Source organism: Halosimplex amylolyticum, assembly GCF_051414035.1.
Classification (GTDB): Archaea; Halobacteriota; Halobacteria; order Halobacteriales; family Haloarculaceae; genus Halosimplex; species Halosimplex amylolyticum.
This window is the reverse complement of record NZ_JBLKNW010000002.1, coordinates 564,975-582,962: the sequence shown is the minus strand read 5'-3', so window position 1 is coordinate 582,962 and position 17,988 is coordinate 564,975. Positions and strand designations below refer to the sequence as shown.

Annotated in this window: 20 protein-coding genes; 10 read left to right on the top strand and 10 right to left on the bottom strand. The window is 69.0% G+C overall.

Annotation, left to right across the window (positions count from 1 at the left end):
• Positions 1-58: 58 nt before the first annotated feature.
• Positions 59-901 carry a DUF63 family protein gene (locus tag ACMGFE_RS13325; protein WP_436925692.1) on the bottom strand — a complete coding sequence of 281 codons (843 nt, stop codon included), beginning with the start codon at positions 899-901 and terminating at the stop codon, positions 59-61.
• Between the two features lie 159 nt (positions 902-1,060).
• Between ACMGFE_RS13325 and deoC the strand changes: the two genes are divergently transcribed.
• The 4 genes from deoC (at position 1,061) to ACMGFE_RS13305 (ending at position 5,713) form a co-directional block, all read left to right on the top strand.
• On the top strand, positions 1,061-1,750 hold the full coding sequence (gene deoC, locus ACMGFE_RS13320) for a deoxyribose-phosphate aldolase (protein ID WP_436925691.1): 690 nt from the start codon (positions 1,061-1,063) through the stop codon (positions 1,748-1,750).
• Between the two features lie 572 nt (positions 1,751-2,322).
• Positions 2,323-3,522, top strand: a complete 1,200-nt coding sequence (locus ACMGFE_RS13315; protein ID WP_436925690.1) for an MFS transporter — start codon at positions 2,323-2,325, stop codon at positions 3,520-3,522.
• 92 nt (positions 3,523-3,614) lie between these two features.
• On the top strand, positions 3,615-4,874 hold the full coding sequence (locus tag ACMGFE_RS13310) for a tRNA (N(6)-L-threonylcarbamoyladenosine(37)-C(2))-methylthiotransferase (protein WP_436925688.1): 1,260 nt from the start codon (positions 3,615-3,617) through the stop codon (positions 4,872-4,874).
• Between the two features lie 47 nt (positions 4,875-4,921).
• Positions 4,922-5,713 carry an alpha/beta hydrolase gene (locus ACMGFE_RS13305; protein WP_436925687.1) on the top strand — a complete coding sequence of 264 codons (792 nt, stop codon included), beginning with the start codon at positions 4,922-4,924 and terminating at the stop codon, positions 5,711-5,713.
• Between the two features lie 11 nt (positions 5,714-5,724).
• Here the strand turns inward: ACMGFE_RS13305 and ACMGFE_RS13300 are convergent, their stop codons facing one another.
• The 4 genes from ACMGFE_RS13300 to ACMGFE_RS13285 form a co-directional block, all read right to left on the bottom strand.
• The gene (locus tag ACMGFE_RS13300) at positions 5,725-7,131 is read right to left on the bottom strand and encodes a dihydrolipoyl dehydrogenase family protein (RefSeq protein WP_436925686.1); all 1,407 of its coding nucleotides are present in this window, start codon (positions 7,129-7,131) and stop codon (positions 5,725-5,727) included.
• A gap of 96 nt (positions 7,132-7,227) precedes the next feature.
• A complete protein-coding gene (locus ACMGFE_RS13295) occupies positions 7,228-8,658 on the bottom strand; it encodes a carotenoid oxygenase family protein (RefSeq protein WP_436925685.1) in 1,431 nt (476 codons plus the stop codon).
• Positions 8,659-8,711: 53 nt separating this feature from the next.
• Positions 8,712-9,650: a cation diffusion facilitator family transporter gene (locus ACMGFE_RS13290; protein WP_436925684.1), complete on the bottom strand. Its 939-nt coding sequence runs from the start codon at positions 9,648-9,650 to the stop codon at positions 8,712-8,714.
• A gap of 50 nt (positions 9,651-9,700) precedes the next feature.
• A complete protein-coding gene (locus ACMGFE_RS13285; RefSeq protein WP_436925683.1) occupies positions 9,701-10,249 on the bottom strand; it encodes an HIT family protein in 549 nt (182 codons plus the stop codon).
• A gap of 220 nt (positions 10,250-10,469) precedes the next feature.
• Here ACMGFE_RS13285 and ACMGFE_RS13280 point away from each other — a divergent pair, with 220 nt between their 5' ends.
• Positions 10,470-10,667 carry a hypothetical protein gene (locus tag ACMGFE_RS13280; protein ID WP_436925682.1) on the top strand — a complete coding sequence of 66 codons (198 nt, stop codon included), beginning with the start codon at positions 10,470-10,472 and terminating at the stop codon, positions 10,665-10,667.
• Here ACMGFE_RS13280 and ACMGFE_RS13275 read toward each other — a convergent pair.
• Positions 10,662-11,135, bottom strand: a complete 474-nt coding sequence (locus tag ACMGFE_RS13275) for a GNAT family N-acetyltransferase (protein WP_436925681.1) — start codon at positions 11,133-11,135, stop codon at positions 10,662-10,664. The genes ACMGFE_RS13280 and ACMGFE_RS13275 overlap by 6 nt on opposite strands.
• 109 nt (positions 11,136-11,244) lie before the next feature.
• Between ACMGFE_RS13275 and ACMGFE_RS13270 the strand changes: the two genes are divergently transcribed.
• The gene (locus tag ACMGFE_RS13270; RefSeq protein ID WP_436925680.1) at positions 11,245-11,487 is read left to right on the top strand and encodes a hypothetical protein; all 243 of its coding nucleotides are present in this window, start codon (positions 11,245-11,247) and stop codon (positions 11,485-11,487) included.
• Between the two features lie 51 nt (positions 11,488-11,538).
• On the opposite strand, the gene ACMGFE_RS13265 is transcribed toward ACMGFE_RS13270, so the two are convergent.
• Positions 11,539-12,408: an NAD-dependent epimerase/dehydratase family protein gene (locus tag ACMGFE_RS13265; RefSeq protein ID WP_436925679.1), complete on the bottom strand. Its 870-nt coding sequence runs from the start codon at positions 12,406-12,408 to the stop codon at positions 11,539-11,541.
• A 212-nt stretch (positions 12,409-12,620) separates the two neighbouring features.
• Here ACMGFE_RS13265 and ACMGFE_RS13260 point away from each other — a divergent pair, with 212 nt between their 5' ends.
• The gene (locus ACMGFE_RS13260; protein ID WP_436925678.1) at positions 12,621-13,904 is read left to right on the top strand and encodes an RNA-guided endonuclease InsQ/TnpB family protein; all 1,284 of its coding nucleotides are present in this window, start codon (positions 12,621-12,623) and stop codon (positions 13,902-13,904) included.
• An 11-nt stretch (positions 13,905-13,915) separates the two neighbouring features.
• On the opposite strand, the gene ACMGFE_RS13255 is transcribed toward ACMGFE_RS13260, so the two are convergent.
• Positions 13,916-14,323, bottom strand: a complete 408-nt coding sequence (locus ACMGFE_RS13255) for a universal stress protein (protein WP_436925677.1) — start codon at positions 14,321-14,323, stop codon at positions 13,916-13,918.
• Between the two features lie 162 nt (positions 14,324-14,485).
• On the opposite strand from ACMGFE_RS13255, the gene ACMGFE_RS13250 reads away from it, so the two are divergent.
• Complete coding sequence (locus ACMGFE_RS13250; RefSeq protein WP_436925676.1) at positions 14,486-15,184, top strand: DUF2270 domain-containing protein; 699 nt, start codon at positions 14,486-14,488, stop codon at positions 15,182-15,184.
• A gap of 91 nt (positions 15,185-15,275) precedes the next feature.
• On the opposite strand, the gene map is transcribed toward ACMGFE_RS13250, so the two are convergent.
• Complete coding sequence (gene map, locus ACMGFE_RS13245; RefSeq protein WP_436925675.1) at positions 15,276-16,172, bottom strand: type II methionyl aminopeptidase; 897 nt, start codon at positions 16,170-16,172, stop codon at positions 15,276-15,278.
• A gap of 129 nt (positions 16,173-16,301) precedes the next feature.
• On the opposite strand from map, the gene ACMGFE_RS13240 reads away from it, so the two are divergent.
• Positions 16,302-16,556 (top strand): antitoxin VapB family protein, encoded by a 255-nt coding sequence (locus ACMGFE_RS13240; RefSeq protein ID WP_436925674.1) that lies wholly within the window; start codon positions 16,302-16,304, stop codon positions 16,554-16,556.
• Positions 16,553-16,945 carry a PIN domain-containing protein gene (locus tag ACMGFE_RS13235; protein ID WP_436925673.1) on the top strand — a complete coding sequence of 131 codons (393 nt, stop codon included), beginning with the start codon at positions 16,553-16,555 and terminating at the stop codon, positions 16,943-16,945. Before ACMGFE_RS13240 ends, ACMGFE_RS13235 begins: the two co-directional genes overlap by 4 nt.
• A 24-nt stretch (positions 16,946-16,969) precedes the next feature.
• Here the strand turns inward: ACMGFE_RS13235 and ACMGFE_RS13230 are convergent, their stop codons facing one another.
• Positions 16,970-17,938 carry an isoaspartyl peptidase/L-asparaginase gene (locus ACMGFE_RS13230; RefSeq protein ID WP_436925672.1) on the bottom strand — a complete coding sequence of 323 codons (969 nt, stop codon included), beginning with the start codon at positions 17,936-17,938 and terminating at the stop codon, positions 16,970-16,972.
• Between the last annotated feature and the right edge of the window lie 50 nt (positions 17,939-17,988).

Sequence of the window (17,988 nt, the reverse complement as noted above, 5' to 3'; positions counted from 1 at the left end):
AGGATCTCGAGACCAATCGAGGCGGCGGTCGTCGGTCGTTCGACCGGTCGCCGGCGGCTCAGATCGTCGGGCCGAGCAGGAACAGGAAGAGGTTGTTCGCGGCCGGGCCCATGCCGACGGCGGCGACGAACGCGAGCAGGACGTTGCCCTCCGTCGGGCTCTCGTCGACGATGTCGGCGAGGAGGACGACGATCACCATCGCCATGACGAGTTTGACGACGGCGAACAGCCAGCCCTTGCCGATGTAGGGGTAGGTGGGCAGCGTCTCGGCGAAGCCCATGATCCGGCGGGGGATGGGCGTGCGCTCGCCGGTACCGATCACGTCCACGCCGATGGCCGTCGAGAGGCCGTCGAGCGCGTGGGCGAAGACGACCAGCGGCCCGCCCCAGCCTGCCCGGTCGACCGCCCCAGTCCACCCGATCGCGAGCAGGTAGTAACACGGGGCCGTGAGGACCGCGGCGCCGAGAAACCCCAGCGGGAGCCAGACGAGCGCGACGTTCGATTCCACGCTGCCGGCCGCGTAGGTGTAGGCGAACACGATCAACCCGAGGACGAGCAGTCCGCCGGCGACGCCGAGGTTGCGGGCGATCCGGCCCACGTCGTCGAGCGCCTGGGCGCGGACGACCGACGGCAGCCAGACCGCCGCGGCGAGGAGGAACGTCGTCACGTAGACCGCCGGCGCACCGAAGAAGGGCTCGGCGACGTCCGGGATCAGCCCCACCTGGTAGAGGGCGTGGAAGGCCCCGCCGGCGATCATCCACGGCGCGAACGCGACCACCTGTTTCGTCGTGACCGGCGGGCCGAGCAGGTAGAGCCCGGCGAGAGACGCCGCCGTCAGCACGACCAGGACGATCGCGTAGGGCAACGGTGGGATCGCCAGCCCGCTCGGGAGGAACTGCATACCCTGTGGGGGTGCACGGACCGCCGAAAGGGTTCCGGTCGATACGGGGTTTCGGTCGATGCGAGGCTCCGGTCGATACGGCGTGGAATCGGGATCGGCGGTCCGAGACGCCTCGACGGATCCGAACGGGCTTTTACGCGGGGGTGAGACGGGTGAGCCATGAACACGGACGCGGCGGAGGTGACGGGCCGTATCGAACACACGGTCCTCGGGCCGGAGACCACGCCGGACGACGTGATCGCGGTGCTCGACGCCGCCATCGAGTACGGGCTGCGGGCGTGCATCCCGCCCTGCTACCTCGAACTCGCCGACGGCTACGCCCCGACGGTCCCGCTGTCGACGGTCGTCGGCTTCCCCCACGGCCAGCACACCACCGCGACGAAGGTCGCTGAGGCCGAAGACGCCTGGGAGGAGGGCGCCGACGAACTCGACGTGGTGATCAACGTGGGCCGGTTGAAAGCGGACGAACGCGAGGCCGTGACCGACGAGATCGAGGAGGTGGTGGCCGCCGTGCCGATCCCCGTGAAGGTCATCGTCGAGACGCCGCTGCTGTCCGACGAGGGGGAGAAGCGCCTGGCCGCCGAGTGCGCGCTGGAAGCCGACGCGGACTACCTGAAGACCGCGACCGGGTTTTCGGACGGCGGCGCGACCGTCCCCGACGTGGAGTTGCTGGCCGAGTACATGCCCGTGAAGGCCTCCGGCGGCATCGGGTCGTGGGAAGAGATGGAGGCGATGCTCGACGCCGGTGCCGAGCGGATCGGGGCCTCCAGCGGTGACGTCATCGCCCGCGAGTATCTGGACCAGCACGAGACGGCGACGCGCGAGGACGTGAGCGGCTGGGACGACTGAGTCGGCGTTTCGTTCGGAGCGGTTTCTGGTGATTACGGCCTCTGAGACCCCTCTTCAGAGAGAACGGCGACCGTCGCGGACTGCAGGTGCCGAAAGGCCTCGGCCCGCTCGCTCACGGCTCGCTTCGTTCGCCGTTCGCCTGTCGAGGCGCGACCGCAGGGAGCGCCTCGCTCTCGCGGTCGCTGACCAGCATATCCGCGCTCGAACACCCGCACCGCCCCGCACTCGCGCGGATAGGGGTCGGTCAGACGACTACACAGAACGCGATCGCGCCTCGCTCTTTCAGTCCGCCAGGGGAGCAAGCTCCCCTGAGCCCTGCTTCACTTCGTTCGGCAGGACGCCGGGAACCGCAACCGCATAGCACTGCAAACAGCCTCACGCCTCCCCAGCCGATTCGCTCAGTCACTGCGTTCCTTCGCTCATCCCTCGCACGATGCTGTCGCGGCATGAACGCCGCGACAGCGCGCGCCGACGAGAAGGGGTCGGATCCCGAACCAGATCGTGACGCCGCGACTACAATAATCGGCTTCAGAGAACAGTTACGTGGCGTGCGCCGAGACAGCCGATAGAGAATGTCGCTGCGCGACCGCCTGCCGGCGCGACCGGTCGTCAAGTACTACCTGTACATGGCGACGAACACGATGGGGCTGGCGCTGCCGATCTGGGTCGTCTTCCTCCGGGCGCAGGGGCTGTCGTACACCGAGATCATGGTCCTCGACGCTATCTGGTGGCTCGGCCTGACCGCGGGCGAGATCCCGACGGGGTTCGTCGGCGATCGGATCGGCTGGCGAAACAGCCTCGTCCTCGGGAACGCCCTGCGGGCGGTCGCCGTCGTCGCGATGGGGCTGTCGAGCACGTTCGCCGTCCTCGCGGGCGTCTACCTGCTCTGGGCGGTGGGCACGACGCTGCAGTCCGGCAGCACCGACGCCTGGCTGTACGAGCTGCTGGAGCGGCGCGTGGGGGACGAGACGTTCGAACACGTCCGCGGCCGCGGTGAGTCGGTGACGCTCGCGGTCGGCGCGGCGGCCGCCGTCGCCGGCGGGTACGTCGGCGACGTGAGCCTCCGGTGGCCGTTCTACGCGACCGGGGCGCTCTGGGCTGTCGGAACGCTCGTCCTCGTCACCTTCCCGTCGATTTCGGTCGACGCCGACGACCGGGTCACCCCGCTGGAAGTGCTCCCGCTGTTGCGCGAGCGGGTCCTCGGGTCTGACCTGCGGCGGTTCGTCCTGTGGGTCGGGATCCTGCTGGGCGTCGCGCAGGCGGTCGGGCGGTTCACCCAACCGGTGAGCGTCGATCTGGGCGTCCCCGTCGCGTCGCTGGGGTGGCTCTACGCCGGCTTCACGGTGCTCGCGGCGCTGGCGAGCGCTCGCTCGGAGTGGATTCGCGACCGGGTCGGGCTCGACGGGTGGTTCCTGCTGGCCCCCGCGGTCCTGGGGACGCTGTTCGTCGGGGCCTGGGTCGTCCCGCTCGTGGCGATCCCGGGGTTCGTCGCGATCCGTGCGATGCGAGCGGTGACGCGGCCGCTCTCGAAGGGGTACGTCAACGACCGCGTCGCGACGGCGGGCCGGGCGACCGTCCTCAGTGGCGTCTCGATGGCGTACTCGCTGATCAAGCTCCCCTTCTCGGTCGCCGGCGGCGTCCTCGCGGACGCCCTGTCGCCTACGGTCGCGATGACGCTGCTCGCCCTCGCCCTGCTCGGGGCGACGCTGGTCTTCCACCGGCGCGGGTCGCCCGTTCGACTGCGGACCGGGACCGAGGTCGGCGCCGATTGAGGGGCCAACCGAGCGACGGCGACCGACGACGCCGACCGAGCGGGGCGATCCGTCGCGCTTTTGCCCGCGAGCGCCAAGGGAGAACTAACGAGATGGCCCGTTATCACATCGAGACCTACGGTTGCACGGCCAACCGGGGCGAGAGCCGCCAGATCGAGCGGGCGCTCCGCGACGGCGGCCACCACCCCGCCGACGGCCCCGAGGAGGCCGACGTGGCGATCCTCAACACCTGCACCGTGGTCGAGAAGACGGAGCGCAACATGCTCCGGCGGGCCGAGGAACTCGACGCCGAGACGCCCGCCGACCTCGTGGTGACGGGCTGTATGGCCCTCGCACAGGGCGAGGAGTTCCAGCGAGCGGACCTGGAAGCCGAGATCCTCCACTGGGACGAAGTGCCGGAGTACGTCCGCAACGGCGAGTGCCCGACGACGACGCCCGATACCGAGCCGGTGCTGGACGGCGTCGTCGGCATCCTCCCCATCGCCCGCGGGTGCATGAGCGACTGTTCGTACTGCATCACCAAGCAGGCGACCGGCCGCATCGACTCCCCCACCGTCGAGGAGAACGTCGAGAAAGCGCGCGCGCTGGTCCACGCCGGCGCGAAGGAGATCCGCATCACCGGCCAGGACACCGGCGTCTACGGCTGGGACCGCAACCAGGGCGAGAGCCTCCTGCCGGAACTCCTCGATCGGATATGCGACATCGACGGCGAGTTCCGGGTCCGCGTCGGGATGGCCAACCCGAAGGGCGTCCACGGCGTCCGCGACGAACTCGCCGAAGTCTTCGCCGCCAACGAGGAGATTTACAACTTCCTGCACGCGCCGGTCCAGTCCGGCAGCGACGACGTGCTCGCGGACATGCGCCGCCAGCACGAGGTCGGCGAGTACGTCGAGGTCGTCGAGACCTTCGACGAGCACCTCGACGAGTGGACGCTCTCGACGGACTTCATCGTCGGGTTCCCCACCGAGACCGACCACGACTTCCAGCAGACGATGGCGCTGCTCCGGGAGACCCGCCCGGAGAAGATCAACGTGACCCGGTTCTCGAAGCGGCCGGGCACCGACGCCGCCGACATGAAGGGCCTCGGCGGCACGGTCAAGAAGGAGCGCTCCTCGGCGATGACCGACCTGAAGATGGAGGTCATGGAGGAGGTCTACGGGTCGATGGTCGGCGACACCCGCTCCGTACTGCTGACCGAGGACGGCACCGACGACTCGCTGGTGGGCTATGACCGCGCCTACCGCCAGGTCGCGATCCCCGGTGCGCAGACGCAGGGCGCCGACGTCGGCGACACGGTGGACGTGACGATCACCGGTCACAACACCGTCTACGCGCTCGGCGAACTGGCCTGACTGCCGCGACCGAAAACCGTTTTCCGACACCGGGCGACCGGCAGGCCGTGACCGACGTGATTGTCGACCGAGACGTCGTCTTCCACCGTCCGCCCGATCGGGAGTCACCGCTCGAACTCGACGTGTACCAGCCCGACGACGGCGGGACGGATCGCCCGGCCGTCGTCGTCTACCACGGCGGCGCCTGGATCGAGGGCGAGAAGGGGCAGCTCGAAGCGCTCGAACGCGGGCTGGCCGAGCGCGGCTCCGTCTGCTTCGACGCGAACTACCGTCTGAGCGGCGAGGCGACGTTCCCGACGCCGGTCGAGGACGCGGCCGCGGCGGTCCGCTTCGCGAAGGAGCACGCCGACGAGTACGGGGTCGACCCCGACCGGGTCGCGACGACGGGCCACTCGGCGGGCGGTCACCTCGCGGCGCTGATCGCCGCGTCCGACGGCGGGTTCGATCCGGCGGACGCGACCGTCACTTCGGCGGTGGCGGCGAGCGCGCCGATCAGCGGGGCGTACGACCTGCGCGACCGTGACCCGGAGACGGCCAACGACCTCGAACGGCAGTTCCTCGGCGGCGGCCCCGACGAGGTGCCGGCGCGCTACGAGCGCGCGTCGCCGGCGGCCCACGTCGACGAGGCGACGCCGCCGACGCTCGTCCTGCACGCCGACGACGACGGCGTCCTGCCCGCCGACGGCGCCCGCGAGTACGCACAGGTGCTCGCGGAAGCAGGACGACCGGTCGAACTCGGCATCGTCCCCGGGGGCGGCCACGGCATCGTCGTCGAACCCGAAGACTGGCAGGACCGGGGCATCGAGACGGTCGCGGACTTCCTCGATCGGCGCCTCTGATCGAGACCGACTTAGATCCCGCTCGGCGCCACGTCGCACACCTCGCGGAAGGCGCCCTGGACGACCTCCGAGAGGGCGGGGTGGACGTGGATCGTCTCGGCGATCGTCGCCGCGTCGGCGCCGGCCGCGACCGCCGTGCTCACCTCGTGGATCAGTGCCGAGGCCTCCGGCCCGACGACGTGACAGCCCAGCACCTCGCCGTCCGCGCCGACGAGGACCTTCGCGAACCCGCCCTCGTGGTCCAGCGCCGAACCGAGCGCGGTGTCGTCGTACGCGAAGGTCCCGACCTCGTAGTCGTCGGCGAGGTCTCCGTCGTCTTCGAGGGCGTCCTCGGTCTTCCCCAGACTGGCGACCTGCGGCGAGCCGAAGACGGCGTGGGCCATGCCGGGGTACTCGACAGCCGCCTCGCCGCCGTGGACGGCGTTTTCGACCACGTATTCGGCCTCCTTGTCGCCGGAGTGTTTGAACATGTAGTTGCCCGCGATGTCGCCGATGGCGTAGACCCCCTCCGCCGAGGTACGCAGGTACTCGTCGGTCTCGACGAACCCCTCCTCGGTCGTCTCGATCCCGGCCGCGGAGACGTGCCAGGTGTCCGTGTTCGGTCGCCGCCCGGTCGCCAGCAGGAGACGGTCGCCCGAGACCTCGATCTCGTCGCCGCTCTCGCCCTCGGCGGTGACGCGCTTCTGCCCGTCGACCTCGGCGATTTCGGTCGCGCTGTAGCCGAGCCGGAGGTCGTGTTTCTCCCGGTAGACCTCGGTGAGCCGTTCGGCGACGTCGCGGTCCTCGCTGTCGAGGAGGCGGTCGCCGTGACCGACGATGACCACGTCGGTCCCCATCTGCGAGAAGAAGTGGCTCAGCTCGACGGCGATGTAGCCGCCGCCGACGATCACCAGGCGGTCCGGTCGCTCCGACAGCCACAGCGCCTCGTCGCTCGTCAGGAACGCCGTCTCGTCGGTGCCGTCGACGGCGTCGGGGACCGTGGGCCGGGAGCCGCCGGCCAGAACGACCGTTTCGGCGGTGAGACGGTCGCCGCCGGACCCGTCGTCGGCGACTTCGACGGTCCGTTCGTCGACGAAGCGGCCCTCGCGGTGGAAGACCGTCAGGTTGTCGTGCTCGCGGGCCCGCTCGGCCTTCGCCGCGGCCCGTTCCCGTATCGCGGTCCGGACGTCGTCGACGATCCGTCCGAAGTCGACGCGTTCGACGGACGCCTCGATGCCGAGCGCGTCGGCCCGCCGCACCGTCTCGGCCACGTTCGCTCTGTGGATGAGCTTCTTCGAGGGGTTACAGCCGCGGTTGAGGCAGGTGCCGCCGAGTCGGCCGCGCTCGACGAGCGCCACGTCCTCCCCCTCCTCGGCGGCCGCCGAGGCGACGGCGTTTCCGGTGCCACCGCCGAGGACGACGAGATCGAACTCGGGCATACAGATCACACGGGGTAGGAGTTCGGCGCTTTTGTCCCTTGCGCGCACCCCGGCCGGCCGGTTCCGGAGCGGGCCCGCCAGGGCATTCGAGCCCCGCTACTCCTCGAGATACCGGCCGTGAAATCCGAACGGCACCGCGTGCGGGAGCGGCGCTCGCGCCCGCTCGTCGAGCGTCTCGCCGTCGAGGACGAGTAAGTCCGTCCGCCGCTCGTTCGTGTTCAGCGCGGTCACGAGAACCACCCCCTCGTCGCTCGGCCGCTCGGCATCGGGCGCACGGACGAAGACCGGTTCCTCGACGAACAGCCCCGACTCCTCCCAGCGGTGGGACTCGCCGGTGGTCACGTCCACCTTCGCGACGTGGTTGCCGTCCCGCGTTGCCGCGCCCTGCGCGTAGACGTAGCGGTACGCCTTCGTGCGGTCACCGGGGGCGACACGCGGGAGTTCACAGCCGTCGTACAGGGGTTCGCTCGCGACCGGGCCGCCGCCCAGCGGCACGCGGAACCGCCGGAGGTGGCCGTCTCGGCCGCTCTCGAACCAGTCGGCCGCCTCGGTGAGGTAGAGGCCGTCGACCACGTCGGCGTTGGGGTAGGCGACGAGGTCGACGACGAGTTCGTCGGCGTCCCCGTCACCGTTCGGCCCCGCGCCCGCCTCGAATGCGTTGACGTGGTGGAAGACGAACCACGGATCGGTGACGGCGGTCGCGACCCGCTCGCCAGTCTCGCGGTCGAGGACGTGAAAGCGCGTCCCGCGCTCCGGTCGCCAGTCGTAGTGGTCGACGAAGCTGTCCCGGCCGGGCAACAGGAACGACGCGGGGGTCGTCACGAACGGGTGTTCCGTGAGGACGACGAATCGCTCGGTGAGCGCGAAGCTGTGGAGGTACGCGGGGTCCTCGATCGTGACCGAGCCGATCCGCTCGCGCGAGCGCGAGCCGTCGGGGAGCCGGTAGAGCATGTACTCGCTGGGGCGACCGAACGTGGTCAGGAGCCCGATCGTCTCCCCGCGGTGGGGGTCGGGGAGGACGTGCGCGCAGTTGACGTGCCCGGTGAGCGCGTCGGCGAAGGCGAACTCGCCGCGGGATTCGAGGGTCTCGGGGTCGCAGGCCACGTACCGGGGGACCTCCGTCATCGCGACGAGCGACCCGTCGACGCGGGCGACGTGGACGTTGCAGTTGTCGGTCGGGTCGCCGAACAGCAGTTGGCGGATCCGCCGGAGGTAGCCGCCGCCGGTCGCGAACTGACCGGATATCTCGCCGGTCTCCATCGCCCGGCGGTAGGTCTCCGAGCGGAGCGAGCGGTTGGTGTAGCGAACCGCGTCCTCGCGGCCGTCGAACGCGAAGCGGTGGAGCATCGCCAGGCCGTCGAACCAGTGTTCGACCCGTTCGCCGCCCGCCTCGAAGGTCGCGGGCCCGTTGCGAACCAGCGCGCCGTCGAGCCAGTCCGGCAGCGATCCCTCGACGGCGAGCGACCGGTCGGTGACCTCGTTCGAGAGCGAGGCGAACCCCAGTTCGAAGCCGGCCTCCATCGACATACCCGCCGTTGGGGCGCGAGCGGGGAGTCACTGACGGTGGATCGTCCCGCGGACTACTCCTCCCGTGAGCGCCAGCGGCCGCCCGCCAACTGGTCGACCTCCTCGTCGGGCTTCCACTCGTCGAGTTCGCGCGGGTCGACGTGGACGAACACGTCGTCGACCTCCGGGAGGTCGCGGATCGACGCGACGACGGCCGACTCGATGTCGTGGGCCTCGAAGAGCGTGCGGTCGCCTTCGACCTCGATGTGGAGCGAGACGTCGATCTCCGGGCCGACGTAGTGGGCGATCACGTCGTGGGCGCCCTCGACGTCGGGGTGGGAGAGCGCCCGGCGGACGATCTCGCCGCGGAGTTCCTCGGGCGGCGCGCGACCGACGAGGTACCCGAGGTTGTCGCGGACGACCTCGACCCCGGTGTAGACGATGCCGACGGCGACGACGACCGCCGCCAGCGGGTCGAGGATGGGGTAGCCGGCGCCGGCGCCGAGGACGCCGACGATGGCCGCGCTGGCCGTGAGGATGTCGTTGCGGTTGTCCAGCGCGGTCGCGGTCAGCGCCGGCGAGTTGTGGCGCTCGCTCGCGGCGAGCACGTAGCGATAGAGGAGGTACTTCGTGACGGCGGCGACGACCAGCACTGCGACCGCGGTCGGCCCTCGCGAGACCGACACGTCGCCCGACAGCAGGGCCATACCCGACTGGTACAGCACCGTCCCGCCGGCGGCGAAGATGCCCAGCGCGACGAACAGGCCGACGAACGGCTCGATGCGCTCGTGGCCGTGCGGGTGCTCGAAGTCCGGCGGACGGGTCGTCAGGTAGAGGCCGGCGACGGTCACCAGCGAGTAGACCGAGTCGGCGGCGCTGTTGACCGTCTCGGACTGTACCGCGAGGCTGCCGGTGGCGAGCCACGCGCCGCCCTTGAGCGCGACGAGACCGAGGTTGACAGCCAGCAACAGCAGCCCCACCTTGCGGAGCACTCGCGGCCGGTCGTCTGTCATCGTCCGGGATTGTCGGTCCCGGGTCAAAGCCGTGTCGAACGCAGGGCAGACTACGAGAACTCGACGGCGCGGTCCTCGCCGGACACCTCGGCGCCGTCCTGGGCGGCGAAGGCCTCTCGGAGGCGGTCGTAGGAGTCGTCGACGGCCTCGACGATGACCTGGGTATCCGAGACGACCGGCATGAAGTTGGTGTCGCCCTCCCAGCGCGGGACGACGTGGGTGTGAAGGTGGTCGTCGATGGACCCGCCGGCGGCGCTCCCGCCGAGGTTGAGGCCGGCGTTGTACGCGTCGGGGCCGAGGCCGTCGTCGAGCGCGTCGAAGGTGCGCTGTTTCAGGCGAGCGTGGTCCAGGAGGACTTCATCGTCGAGGTCACGGTAGTCACCGGTGTGGGCGTGGGGGATGACCATCGCGTGGCCGGGATTGTAGGGGTAGTTGTTCAGGAGGACGAAAGCGTGGGGCGAGCGGGCGACGACGCGGCGCTCTCGGTCCCGGTCGCGGTCGCCCTCGGCGAATGCACAGAAGACGCAGCCGTCGACGTCGTCGTTGCCGCCCTCGCGTTCGACCCACTCGATGCGCCACGGGGCGAAGACCTGGTCCATGCCCCCTCTGTGGCGCGGACGCACTAAATCCCGGCGGGCGGCGGGGCGACGAACGAGGACCACAGCGAGGTGACGAACGAGGACCGTGGCGGGGTGACGAACGATGACCACTGGAGCGGCGAGGAAGCGCGGACGAACGCCAGGGGACGGTCTGGGGCCCGACAGACCGAGCGGCGGCGAGAGAAAAAAGGTATTCAACTGGGCGACAGATGCCAGACGTATGGCATCCGCCCTCCAGACGACGCCGCTCCGCGCGGCCGGGATGGCGTTCGTCGCCGGCGTCCTCGCCGTGACGGTGTTCGGCGTCGTCGTCGCCGGCGACGCCCCCGAGCGGGCTGCGCTGGGCAGCCTCGGCTACGCCGTCGGCGCCGCCATCGGCGTCTACATCGCCTACGCGGGTCCCGGCGTCGACCTATAGCCCCCGCTCCATCACCTGCCCCCACACCTCCAGCCCCTCCGCCTCGTAGAAGGCCCGCCCCGCGTCGTTGTCCCCGTGACACGCCAGCGCCAGGTTCTCGCAGTCACGCTCGCGAGCCCACTCGTCGAGCCACGCCAGCAGTTCGCCGCCGAGCCCTTCGCCGCGACGGGGTTCGTCGACCACGAAGTCGTGCACCCAGAGGTGGCGTTCGTGGTGGAGGACCCGCTGGATCGAGACGCCGGCGACCGCGACGAGCGACGCTTCGCCGTCCGGGTCCAGATCCGCCTCCTCGTCGGCCGCCGATTCGCCGTCACCCTCCAACTCGTAGAGCCCGAACAGCCGGTACCCGTCCTCGTCACGCCACCCGTGGACGAACTCCTCGTCGGCGTCGCTCCACAGTTGCCGGACGATCGGGACCGCCTCCTCCCAGCCCTCGTCGGTCGTCACTTCGCGGACGTGCGTCGGCATGTGCGAGTCCTGCCGGGCGCGGCGGAAAACCGTTTCCGGAGCGTGCGATCGGGTCCCACGGCCACTGCCGCCGGAACCGTTTTGGTCGATTCGAGCGTCCGTACCTGGTATGGGACTCCTCGAAGCGATCCTCGTGTTCGCCGTCGGCTACGTCAGCGGCGCGGTCACCAGAATCTTCGCGGGACTCGCCGCAGTCGCCGCGCTATTGCTCGCGATTCTGGGGGTCGCCCTCCCGTCCTCCATCGTCGGCATCGTCGATCCGATCCTCGGGGTGTACCTGGGCAACGAACTGCTGTTCCTCTCGGGGTTCCTGTTCGCCATCGCCCACAATCCCGCGGAATCAGAGGAGTGAGGCGGAGCGGCGTGCGTTCGCGTCCGTGATCGAGAGTCCGCGAAAACCGCCTCAGATCGTCGGTTCGGGCACGTCCTCGTCGGCGGCATCGCGCCAGGTGTGTTCGGGCTCCCAGCCCAGCAGGGCCGCCGCTTTCGCGTTCGAGATGGACGCGTCGTCGCCCGCGACCTCGCAGGGTTCGGGCACGTCCCCGAAGTGTTCCTCGAACAGGTCGACGGTCGGACGGTCGACGTAGTTCTCGTCGGCGACGGCGAAGACGGCCTCGTGCCCCTCGACGTCGGCGTCCAGCGCGGCCGTCACGATGGAGGCGATGTCGCGAACGTCGACGTAGCTCCAGAAGTTCCCGACGCCCTCTTCCGGCGGTTCGTTCCCGAGACAGGCGTACTCGCCGGGGTACTGGATCCAGGACGGGCGGACCGAGACGACGGGTACGCCGTGGCGCCGGACCGTCGTCCGCGCGAGCGCCTCCCCGGCCTCCTTCGAGGCGCCGTAGGGGTCCTCGGGACGCAACGGGTGTTCCTCGTCGATCGGGAGATAGTCGGGCGCGGGCGTCTCGGCGGCGAAGGGGAAGCCGAGCGCGCTCTCGGAGGAGGCCCAGACGACGCGGGCGTCGGCGCGACCGGCCGCTTCGAGCACGTTGTACGTCGAGACGACGTTGTTCTCGAACACCTCGCCGCCGGGGTGGTCGAGCGGGTCGGGGATGGCCGCCCAGTGGACGACCGCGTCGGGGTCGAACTCGCCGACCAGGTCGAACACGTCGCCGCGGTCGGTGAGATCGGCGACGCGCACGTCGACCTCGTCGCGCTCGCTCTCGGCGAAGCGCTGGTCGACGCACAGCACCTCGTGGTCATGGCTGGCGAGTCGGTCGACGATCCATCGGCCGGAACCGCCGAGTCCGCCGGTGACGAGAACTCGTGACATACTCCTCTCGTGGGAGCCTGCGCAGATAAAGCCGGAGAAAGCGGATCAGCACAATACAAGGTGGAGCCCCCGACCTCACGGAGCGAACGAAGTGAGCGAGTAGGTTGAGGAGGAAACCGACACGGTATGACGCTATCCACACTCGATGGCTGACCGACTCCCCCATCGAACCGTTACTAGTATGAAGACATAGGACTACATCTGAAGTACGGATGGAGGTGAGTCGTACTGTTCCCGTCAAACTCGACGTGACCGACAGCGACGCCGACCTCCTCCACGAAACCATTACCGAGTTCCTGTGGGCCGCAAACTACGTCGTCGACCACGCGTGGCAAGGCGAGTACAAGACGACGAGTAAAGCCGAACTGCAGCGCGAAACCTACGACGATGTACGGGCAGAGACGCGGCTTCAAGCGAATCTCGTCCAGAACGCTCGCAACAAGGCTGCCGATGCCGTCCAGAGCGTCGTCGCCCGGTGGAAGCAAGGCAACTACGCGGGGAAGCCGCAGTTCTCTGCACCGACCCTCGTCTACGACAAGCGATGTGCGACGTTCAACGACGACCACGCGACACTTTCAACCGTCGACGGGCGCATCACCGCCGAGTACGTCCTCCCCGACGAAAGTCACGAGACGCCCCACTCGGCGTATCTCTTCGACGACGACTACGAAGTGACCAGTGCGGAACTCCACTACCGAGACGGCGAGTTCTACCTTCACGTCCGAACAAAGGCGGACGTAGAGTTCGAGACGGCCGACGAAGGCAACGCCGAGCACAGCACAGTCCACGGCGTTGACCTCGGCATCGAAAACCTCGTCGTCGCTTCCACGGGCACGTTCTGGAGCGGTGGGAAGTTAAACCACTGGCGCCGCGAGTTGGAGAAACGGCGCGCCTCGCTTCAACAGCGTGGAACGCGAGCCGCCCACGAAACCATCCAGTCGGTCGGACGTACCGAGACGGGCCGCTACGACCACTTCTTACACACCGTCTCGAAAGAGCTCGTCGCAGAAGCGGTCGAGTACGACTGCGACGTGATCGCGTTCGAGAACCTGACGGGGATTCGAGACCGGATGCCAAACGCGAAGAAGTTCCACGCGTGGGCGTTCCGACGGCTGTTCGAGCACGTCGAGTACAAGGCCGAAGTGGTCGGCATCTCGGTCGAACAAGTGAGTCCTGCGTATACGAGCCAGCGGTGTTCCAAGTGCGGATTCACTCACGAGAAGAACCGACCGACCTCGGACGGACAGGACTCCTTCGAGTGTCTGAATTGCGGGTACTCACCCCACGCAGACTATAATGCGGCGAAAAACATCGGCCTGAAGCATCTCCGCTCGGCGCAAACGTCGTCGGGCGTAGGCGCACCCGTAAACGTGCGCTTGAATCGCGGGACGTTGAACGTGAACGGCGATTACGAGCCTGCCAGCAATGGCCAGAACGCGAGTCCACGCGAAAGCCCCACCCCCAACGAAGCGAACGGCCACGCCGTGAGCGAGTAGGGTGCGGTAGTTTACACGGGGACGAGGAGGACCGGGACCTCCCGCATCTCGAGGACGGCCTCGGTCATGCTCGGCAGGACGAAGCTCTCGACGGCGGAGTGTTCGACCTCGCCCATGACGGCGTAGGTGAACTCCCGGTCGGCGTCGACGATCGCGTCGGTCAGGCGCTTCTGCGCCGAGACGTTCGTCTCGTCGGACTCGCCTTTCCCCTTCTCGACCTCGATTTCGACGGGGACCTCGACGCCCGTCCGGTCGAGGACGGATTCGATCTCCTCGCGGACCTCCGTCGTCTCCTCGTCGGCGACGTCTTTCGTGTGATAGACGTACAGCCCGTGTCCGGCCTCGGCGGCGCGTTCGACCGCGTATTCGAGCACCGTCTCGCGTCCGTCGCCTCCGTACGCGACGAATATCGTACCCATGTCGGTTCGATTGCGGCGCGGGTCCCTTCAGTTCACCGGCGGCTCGCGCCGCTCGCGTCACCGGGTTACGGCGTCCGCGATGCGCCCCGACGGCGGCCGCTGGGAAGGCGACCCGGGACCTGCCGGGGAAGACCCACGTCCGTGGCAGTCGTAGCGACGGGCATGGCTGACCGTTCCGATTCGGACGACACGAGCGCGAAAACCAAGATGCTAGCCGAGCTGGATGAGAACATGTCGTCGTTGCTGGGCCACTTCTACCGTGCCGAGATGGATCGCTCGACCGCGTGGCGCGGCCGCCTCGACAACACGACGAACTGGGCGGTGACGATCATGGCGGCGCTGCTCACCTTCGTCTTCTCCAGCAACGACAACCCGCACTACCTGTTGCTGATCGGGATGGTGACGGTAGCGGTCTTCCACGTCGTCGAGACGCGCCGGTACCGCGCCTACGACGTCTGGCGGTCGCGGGTCCGCCTGCTCGAAGAGGACGTGTTCGCGCCCACCGTGGATCCTGCCGGCGGGTTCCAGCACGAGGACTGGCGCCGCGACCTCGGGGAAGACCTCCGCCGTCCGGCGCTCAAGACCTCGTTCTTCGAGGCCTATCAGCGGCGGCTCCGGCGGATGTACCTCCCCCTGCTCCTCGTGTTGCTCGCGTCGTGGATCGCGCGCGTCACGGTGTTCGCCCCGGAAGGCAGCGCGGTCGAGAGCGCGGCTATCGTCAGCGTCCCCGGGACGATCGTCATCGGCGCCGTGGCACTCTTCTACGCGGCCGCCGCCGTCGTCGCCCTCTGGCCGCAGGACCGCGAATCGAAAGGCGAGTTCTACGAGCGCCACCAGGAAGGGGCGTGGAAGGACAACTGAATAGAGGTGCTTCCTTCGGACGACCTCGCTGCTCGCGGGTCACTGCGTTCCCCGCTCGCCACAACGTGGTTCTCACTCCGTTCGGGCCACGCTATCGACTCCGCGTCGTCACTTCCGCCCCGTCTTCGGTCACGATGACCGTGTGCTCTTTCTGGCTGACGAGACAGCCGTCCTCTTCCTTGAGGACGGGGTACCCGTGGACGACGTCCTGGCGCTGGAGGCGCCGCAGCGCCATCGACGCGCGGGAGTTGTCGATCCAGCGCGTCGCGAAGGGGAGCGTCTTGAACTCCTCCGTGATCTGGTCGAGTACCTGGCGCGCGTTCCGGTCGCGAACCGACCCCTCGCGTTCGAGGGCCCAGATCTCCTCGTCGCTGCCTTCCTGGACCTTGCCGCCGCCGTCGGTGGCGAACGGTTCGATGGCGACCACGTCGCCGGCTTCGAGTTCGACGCTCTGGGCGACAGCCCGGTTGGGGATGTTCGGCGTCGTGTGCTGTTCCCAGTGGCCCAGGCCGTGGCCGGTGAGGTTGACGACCGGGTTGTAGCCGTACCCGTCGATGACCTCCTCGATGGCGGCGCCGATCTCGCCCGTCTCGACGCCGGGTTCGATCACGTCGATGGCGGCGTCGAGCGCCTCTGCGGGCGCCTCGGCGAGTTCCGGGTTGCCGGAGAGGTCGACGGTGACGGCGGTGTCGGCGAGCCAGCCGTCGACGTGGACGCCGATGTCGAGGTTGATCATCTCCTCGCCGAAGGTCTCCTCGTCGTCGACGCTGGGGGTGGCGTGGGCGGCCTCCTCGTCGATGCTGATGTTGACGGGGAAGGCGGGCTTGCCGCCGAGTTCGCGGATGCGGTCTTCCGCCCACTCGGCGAGTTCGAGGTGGCTGGCGCCGACCTCGACGCGCTCTGCGGCTTCGTCGCGCACCTGCGCGAGGATCTCGCCGGCCTCCCGGCACTTCTCGTACTGCTCGGACTCGAAGTCCACGTCGCTCATGGCAGGCGATTTGCGCCGGGCGCTGAAAGTGTTTCTGTGTCGCGAGTGGCGATTGTCAGGCCGCAGGCCGCAACAGATACCCCGGCCGCCGAGCCAATATTTTTCCGTCTTTGTAAACGACGTATACGCATGGGAACGAAGACGGTCCGCCTCGACGACGACGTGTACGAACGTATAAAGAGCAAAAAGCGGGCGGACGAGACGTTTTCCGATGCTATCGACAGACTCACGAGCGAATGGACGCTCCTCGATTTCGCCGACGGGGACTCGCCGGCCGACCCCGCCCGGCACAGAGAGCTCATCGAACGGTCAGAACAGGCCGGCACTGAAGATAGCGAAAACCGCCTGGAGCGACTCGGTATCGACACTGACAGCGACGGATGATCCTCGACACGGACTTTCTCGTCGCGCTCGACGAAGGGGACGATGCCAGGGAGAAAGCCCTCGAACTCGAAACCGCGGACGTTCCGTTACGAGTCCCGACGATCGTCTTACAAGAGCTATACGTCGCCGTCGGCGCTGGTGAAAACGCGAACAGCAACGCACGGAAGTTCGAAGCGCTGGTCGCGAACAAACCGATCGTGGACGTCGACGAAAACATCGCTCGACGCGCCGGTGTGTTAGAAGGCCAGCACCTCGCTAGCGACCGGAAACCGACGCTCGGGCCCGGCGACGCGCTCGTCGCCGCGACAGGTCTGCAGTTCAACGAACCCGTCGTCACGTCCGACGGAGACTTCGGGACCGTCGACGGACTTGCCGTCGAATCGTTCTGACAGGACAGCCGCACACGGTTGCGTCTACTCGGACCTCGCTCGCGCCGTCTGCATCGCCGGACTGTTGAACGCCTCGCCGACGGTCCCGTCGGCACCGACGACGACGATCCCGGCGTCCCCGTCCGCGGCGTCGTCGAACTCCTCGATCGCGATTCGCGCGGCGGCCTCGGCGTCGGCGCCCCGTTCGAGTAGATCGACGGCCCGGCGGGCCAGGCCCTCCCGAGCGATGTCCTCACCGGCGCCCGTCGCGCTCGCGCCGCCCGCCTCCGAGGTGTAGAAGCCGGCGCCGACCTGGGGCACGTCGCCGACGCGGCCCGACAGCGCGCACCAGCGCCCGCCCGTGGAGGTGGCGGCCGCGATCTCGTCGCCGTCGCGAGCGACCGCGCCGACGGTGTCGTGGTCGTGCGGGTCGGCCCGGCGCGGTTCCTCCGCTCCGTCGCTTCCGGCGGCGTCCGCCTCACGGCCATCGTCGGCCGGTTCGGTCCCCTCGTCGGACGCCTCGGACCCTTCGTCGTCCCCGAATCGCTCGCGGACCCACTGGAGGTGGGTCTCGGGGTCGTCGGCAGGTGGGTCGGCATCGGCCCAGCGCTCGCGCGTGCGGTCTGTCCACAGGTCGAGGCTGGTTTCGACGCCGACCGCCTCGGCGAAGGAGACGGCTCGCTCCCCGGCGAGCATGACGTGGGGCGTCTCCTCCATGACGGCGCGAGCGACTTCGACGGCGTGACAGACGCCCGGCATCGCGGCGGCGGCGCCGACCGCGCCGTCGGCGGTCATCAGGCCCGCGTCGGTGCGGACGACGCCGTCGCTCTGGACGGCGCCGCCGACGCCGGCGTTGAACGCCGGGTCGACTTCGAGGACGCGGACCGCCGCGCAGACGGCCGCGACCGGGTCCGCGGCCTCGGCCCCGCAGGCGACGGCCTCGTCGAGCACTGCCTGGCGGTCGGCGGGCTCGTCGGGAGGGGAACCCGCCCCGCCGTGGGCGATGAGTTGCATACCCGTCTCTGTCCGCGCCGACGGCATAAGTTCGGTGTCCCGACGGCGAC

Excerpts from the sequence above, each read along its gene's own strand:
- ACMGFE_RS13270 (WP_436925680.1), top strand. The coding sequence starts at position 11,245 with ATGGGACTCCTCGAAGCGATCCTCGTGTTCGCCGTCGGCTACGTCAGC.
- ACMGFE_RS13230 (WP_436925672.1), bottom strand. The coding sequence starts at position 17,938 with ATGCAACTCATCGCCCACGGCGGGGCGGGTTCCCCTCCCGACGAGCCC.
- ACMGFE_RS13310 (WP_436925688.1), top strand. The coding sequence starts at position 3,615 with ATGGCCCGTTATCACATCGAGACCTACGGTTGCACGGCCAACCGGGGC.
- ACMGFE_RS13280 (WP_436925682.1), top strand. The coding sequence starts at position 10,470 with ATGGCATCCGCCCTCCAGACGACGCCGCTCCGCGCGGCCGGGATGGCG.
- ACMGFE_RS13240 (WP_436925674.1), top strand. The coding sequence starts at position 16,302 with ATGGGAACGAAGACGGTCCGCCTCGACGACGACGTGTACGAACGTATA.
- ACMGFE_RS13250 (WP_436925676.1), top strand. The coding sequence starts at position 14,486 with ATGGCTGACCGTTCCGATTCGGACGACACGAGCGCGAAAACCAAGATG.
- ACMGFE_RS13315 (WP_436925690.1), top strand. The coding sequence starts at position 2,323 with ATGTCGCTGCGCGACCGCCTGCCGGCGCGACCGGTCGTCAAGTACTAC.
- ACMGFE_RS13300 (WP_436925686.1), bottom strand. The coding sequence starts at position 7,131 with ATGCCCGAGTTCGATCTCGTCGTCCTCGGCGGTGGCACCGGAAACGCC.
- ACMGFE_RS13260 (WP_436925678.1), top strand. The coding sequence starts at position 12,621 with ATGGAGGTGAGTCGTACTGTTCCCGTCAAACTCGACGTGACCGACAGC.
- map (WP_436925675.1), bottom strand. The coding sequence starts at position 16,172 with ATGAGCGACGTGGACTTCGAGTCCGAGCAGTACGAGAAGTGCCGGGAG.
- deoC (WP_436925691.1), top strand. The coding sequence starts at position 1,061 with ATGAACACGGACGCGGCGGAGGTGACGGGCCGTATCGAACACACGGTC.
- ACMGFE_RS13325 (WP_436925692.1), bottom strand. The coding sequence starts at position 901 with ATGCAGTTCCTCCCGAGCGGGCTGGCGATCCCACCGTTGCCCTACGCG.
- ACMGFE_RS13255 (WP_436925677.1), bottom strand. The coding sequence starts at position 14,323 with ATGGGTACGATATTCGTCGCGTACGGAGGCGACGGACGCGAGACGGTG.
- ACMGFE_RS13275 (WP_436925681.1), bottom strand. The coding sequence starts at position 11,135 with ATGCCGACGCACGTCCGCGAAGTGACGACCGACGAGGGCTGGGAGGAG.
- ACMGFE_RS13265 (WP_436925679.1), bottom strand. The coding sequence starts at position 12,408 with ATGTCACGAGTTCTCGTCACCGGCGGACTCGGCGGTTCCGGCCGATGG.
- ACMGFE_RS13290 (WP_436925684.1), bottom strand. The coding sequence starts at position 9,650 with ATGACAGACGACCGGCCGCGAGTGCTCCGCAAGGTGGGGCTGCTGTTG.
- ACMGFE_RS13235 (WP_436925673.1), top strand. The coding sequence starts at position 16,553 with ATGATCCTCGACACGGACTTTCTCGTCGCGCTCGACGAAGGGGACGAT.
- ACMGFE_RS13295 (WP_436925685.1), bottom strand. The coding sequence starts at position 8,658 with ATGTCGATGGAGGCCGGCTTCGAACTGGGGTTCGCCTCGCTCTCGAAC.
- ACMGFE_RS13285 (WP_436925683.1), bottom strand. The coding sequence starts at position 10,249 with ATGGACCAGGTCTTCGCCCCGTGGCGCATCGAGTGGGTCGAACGCGAG.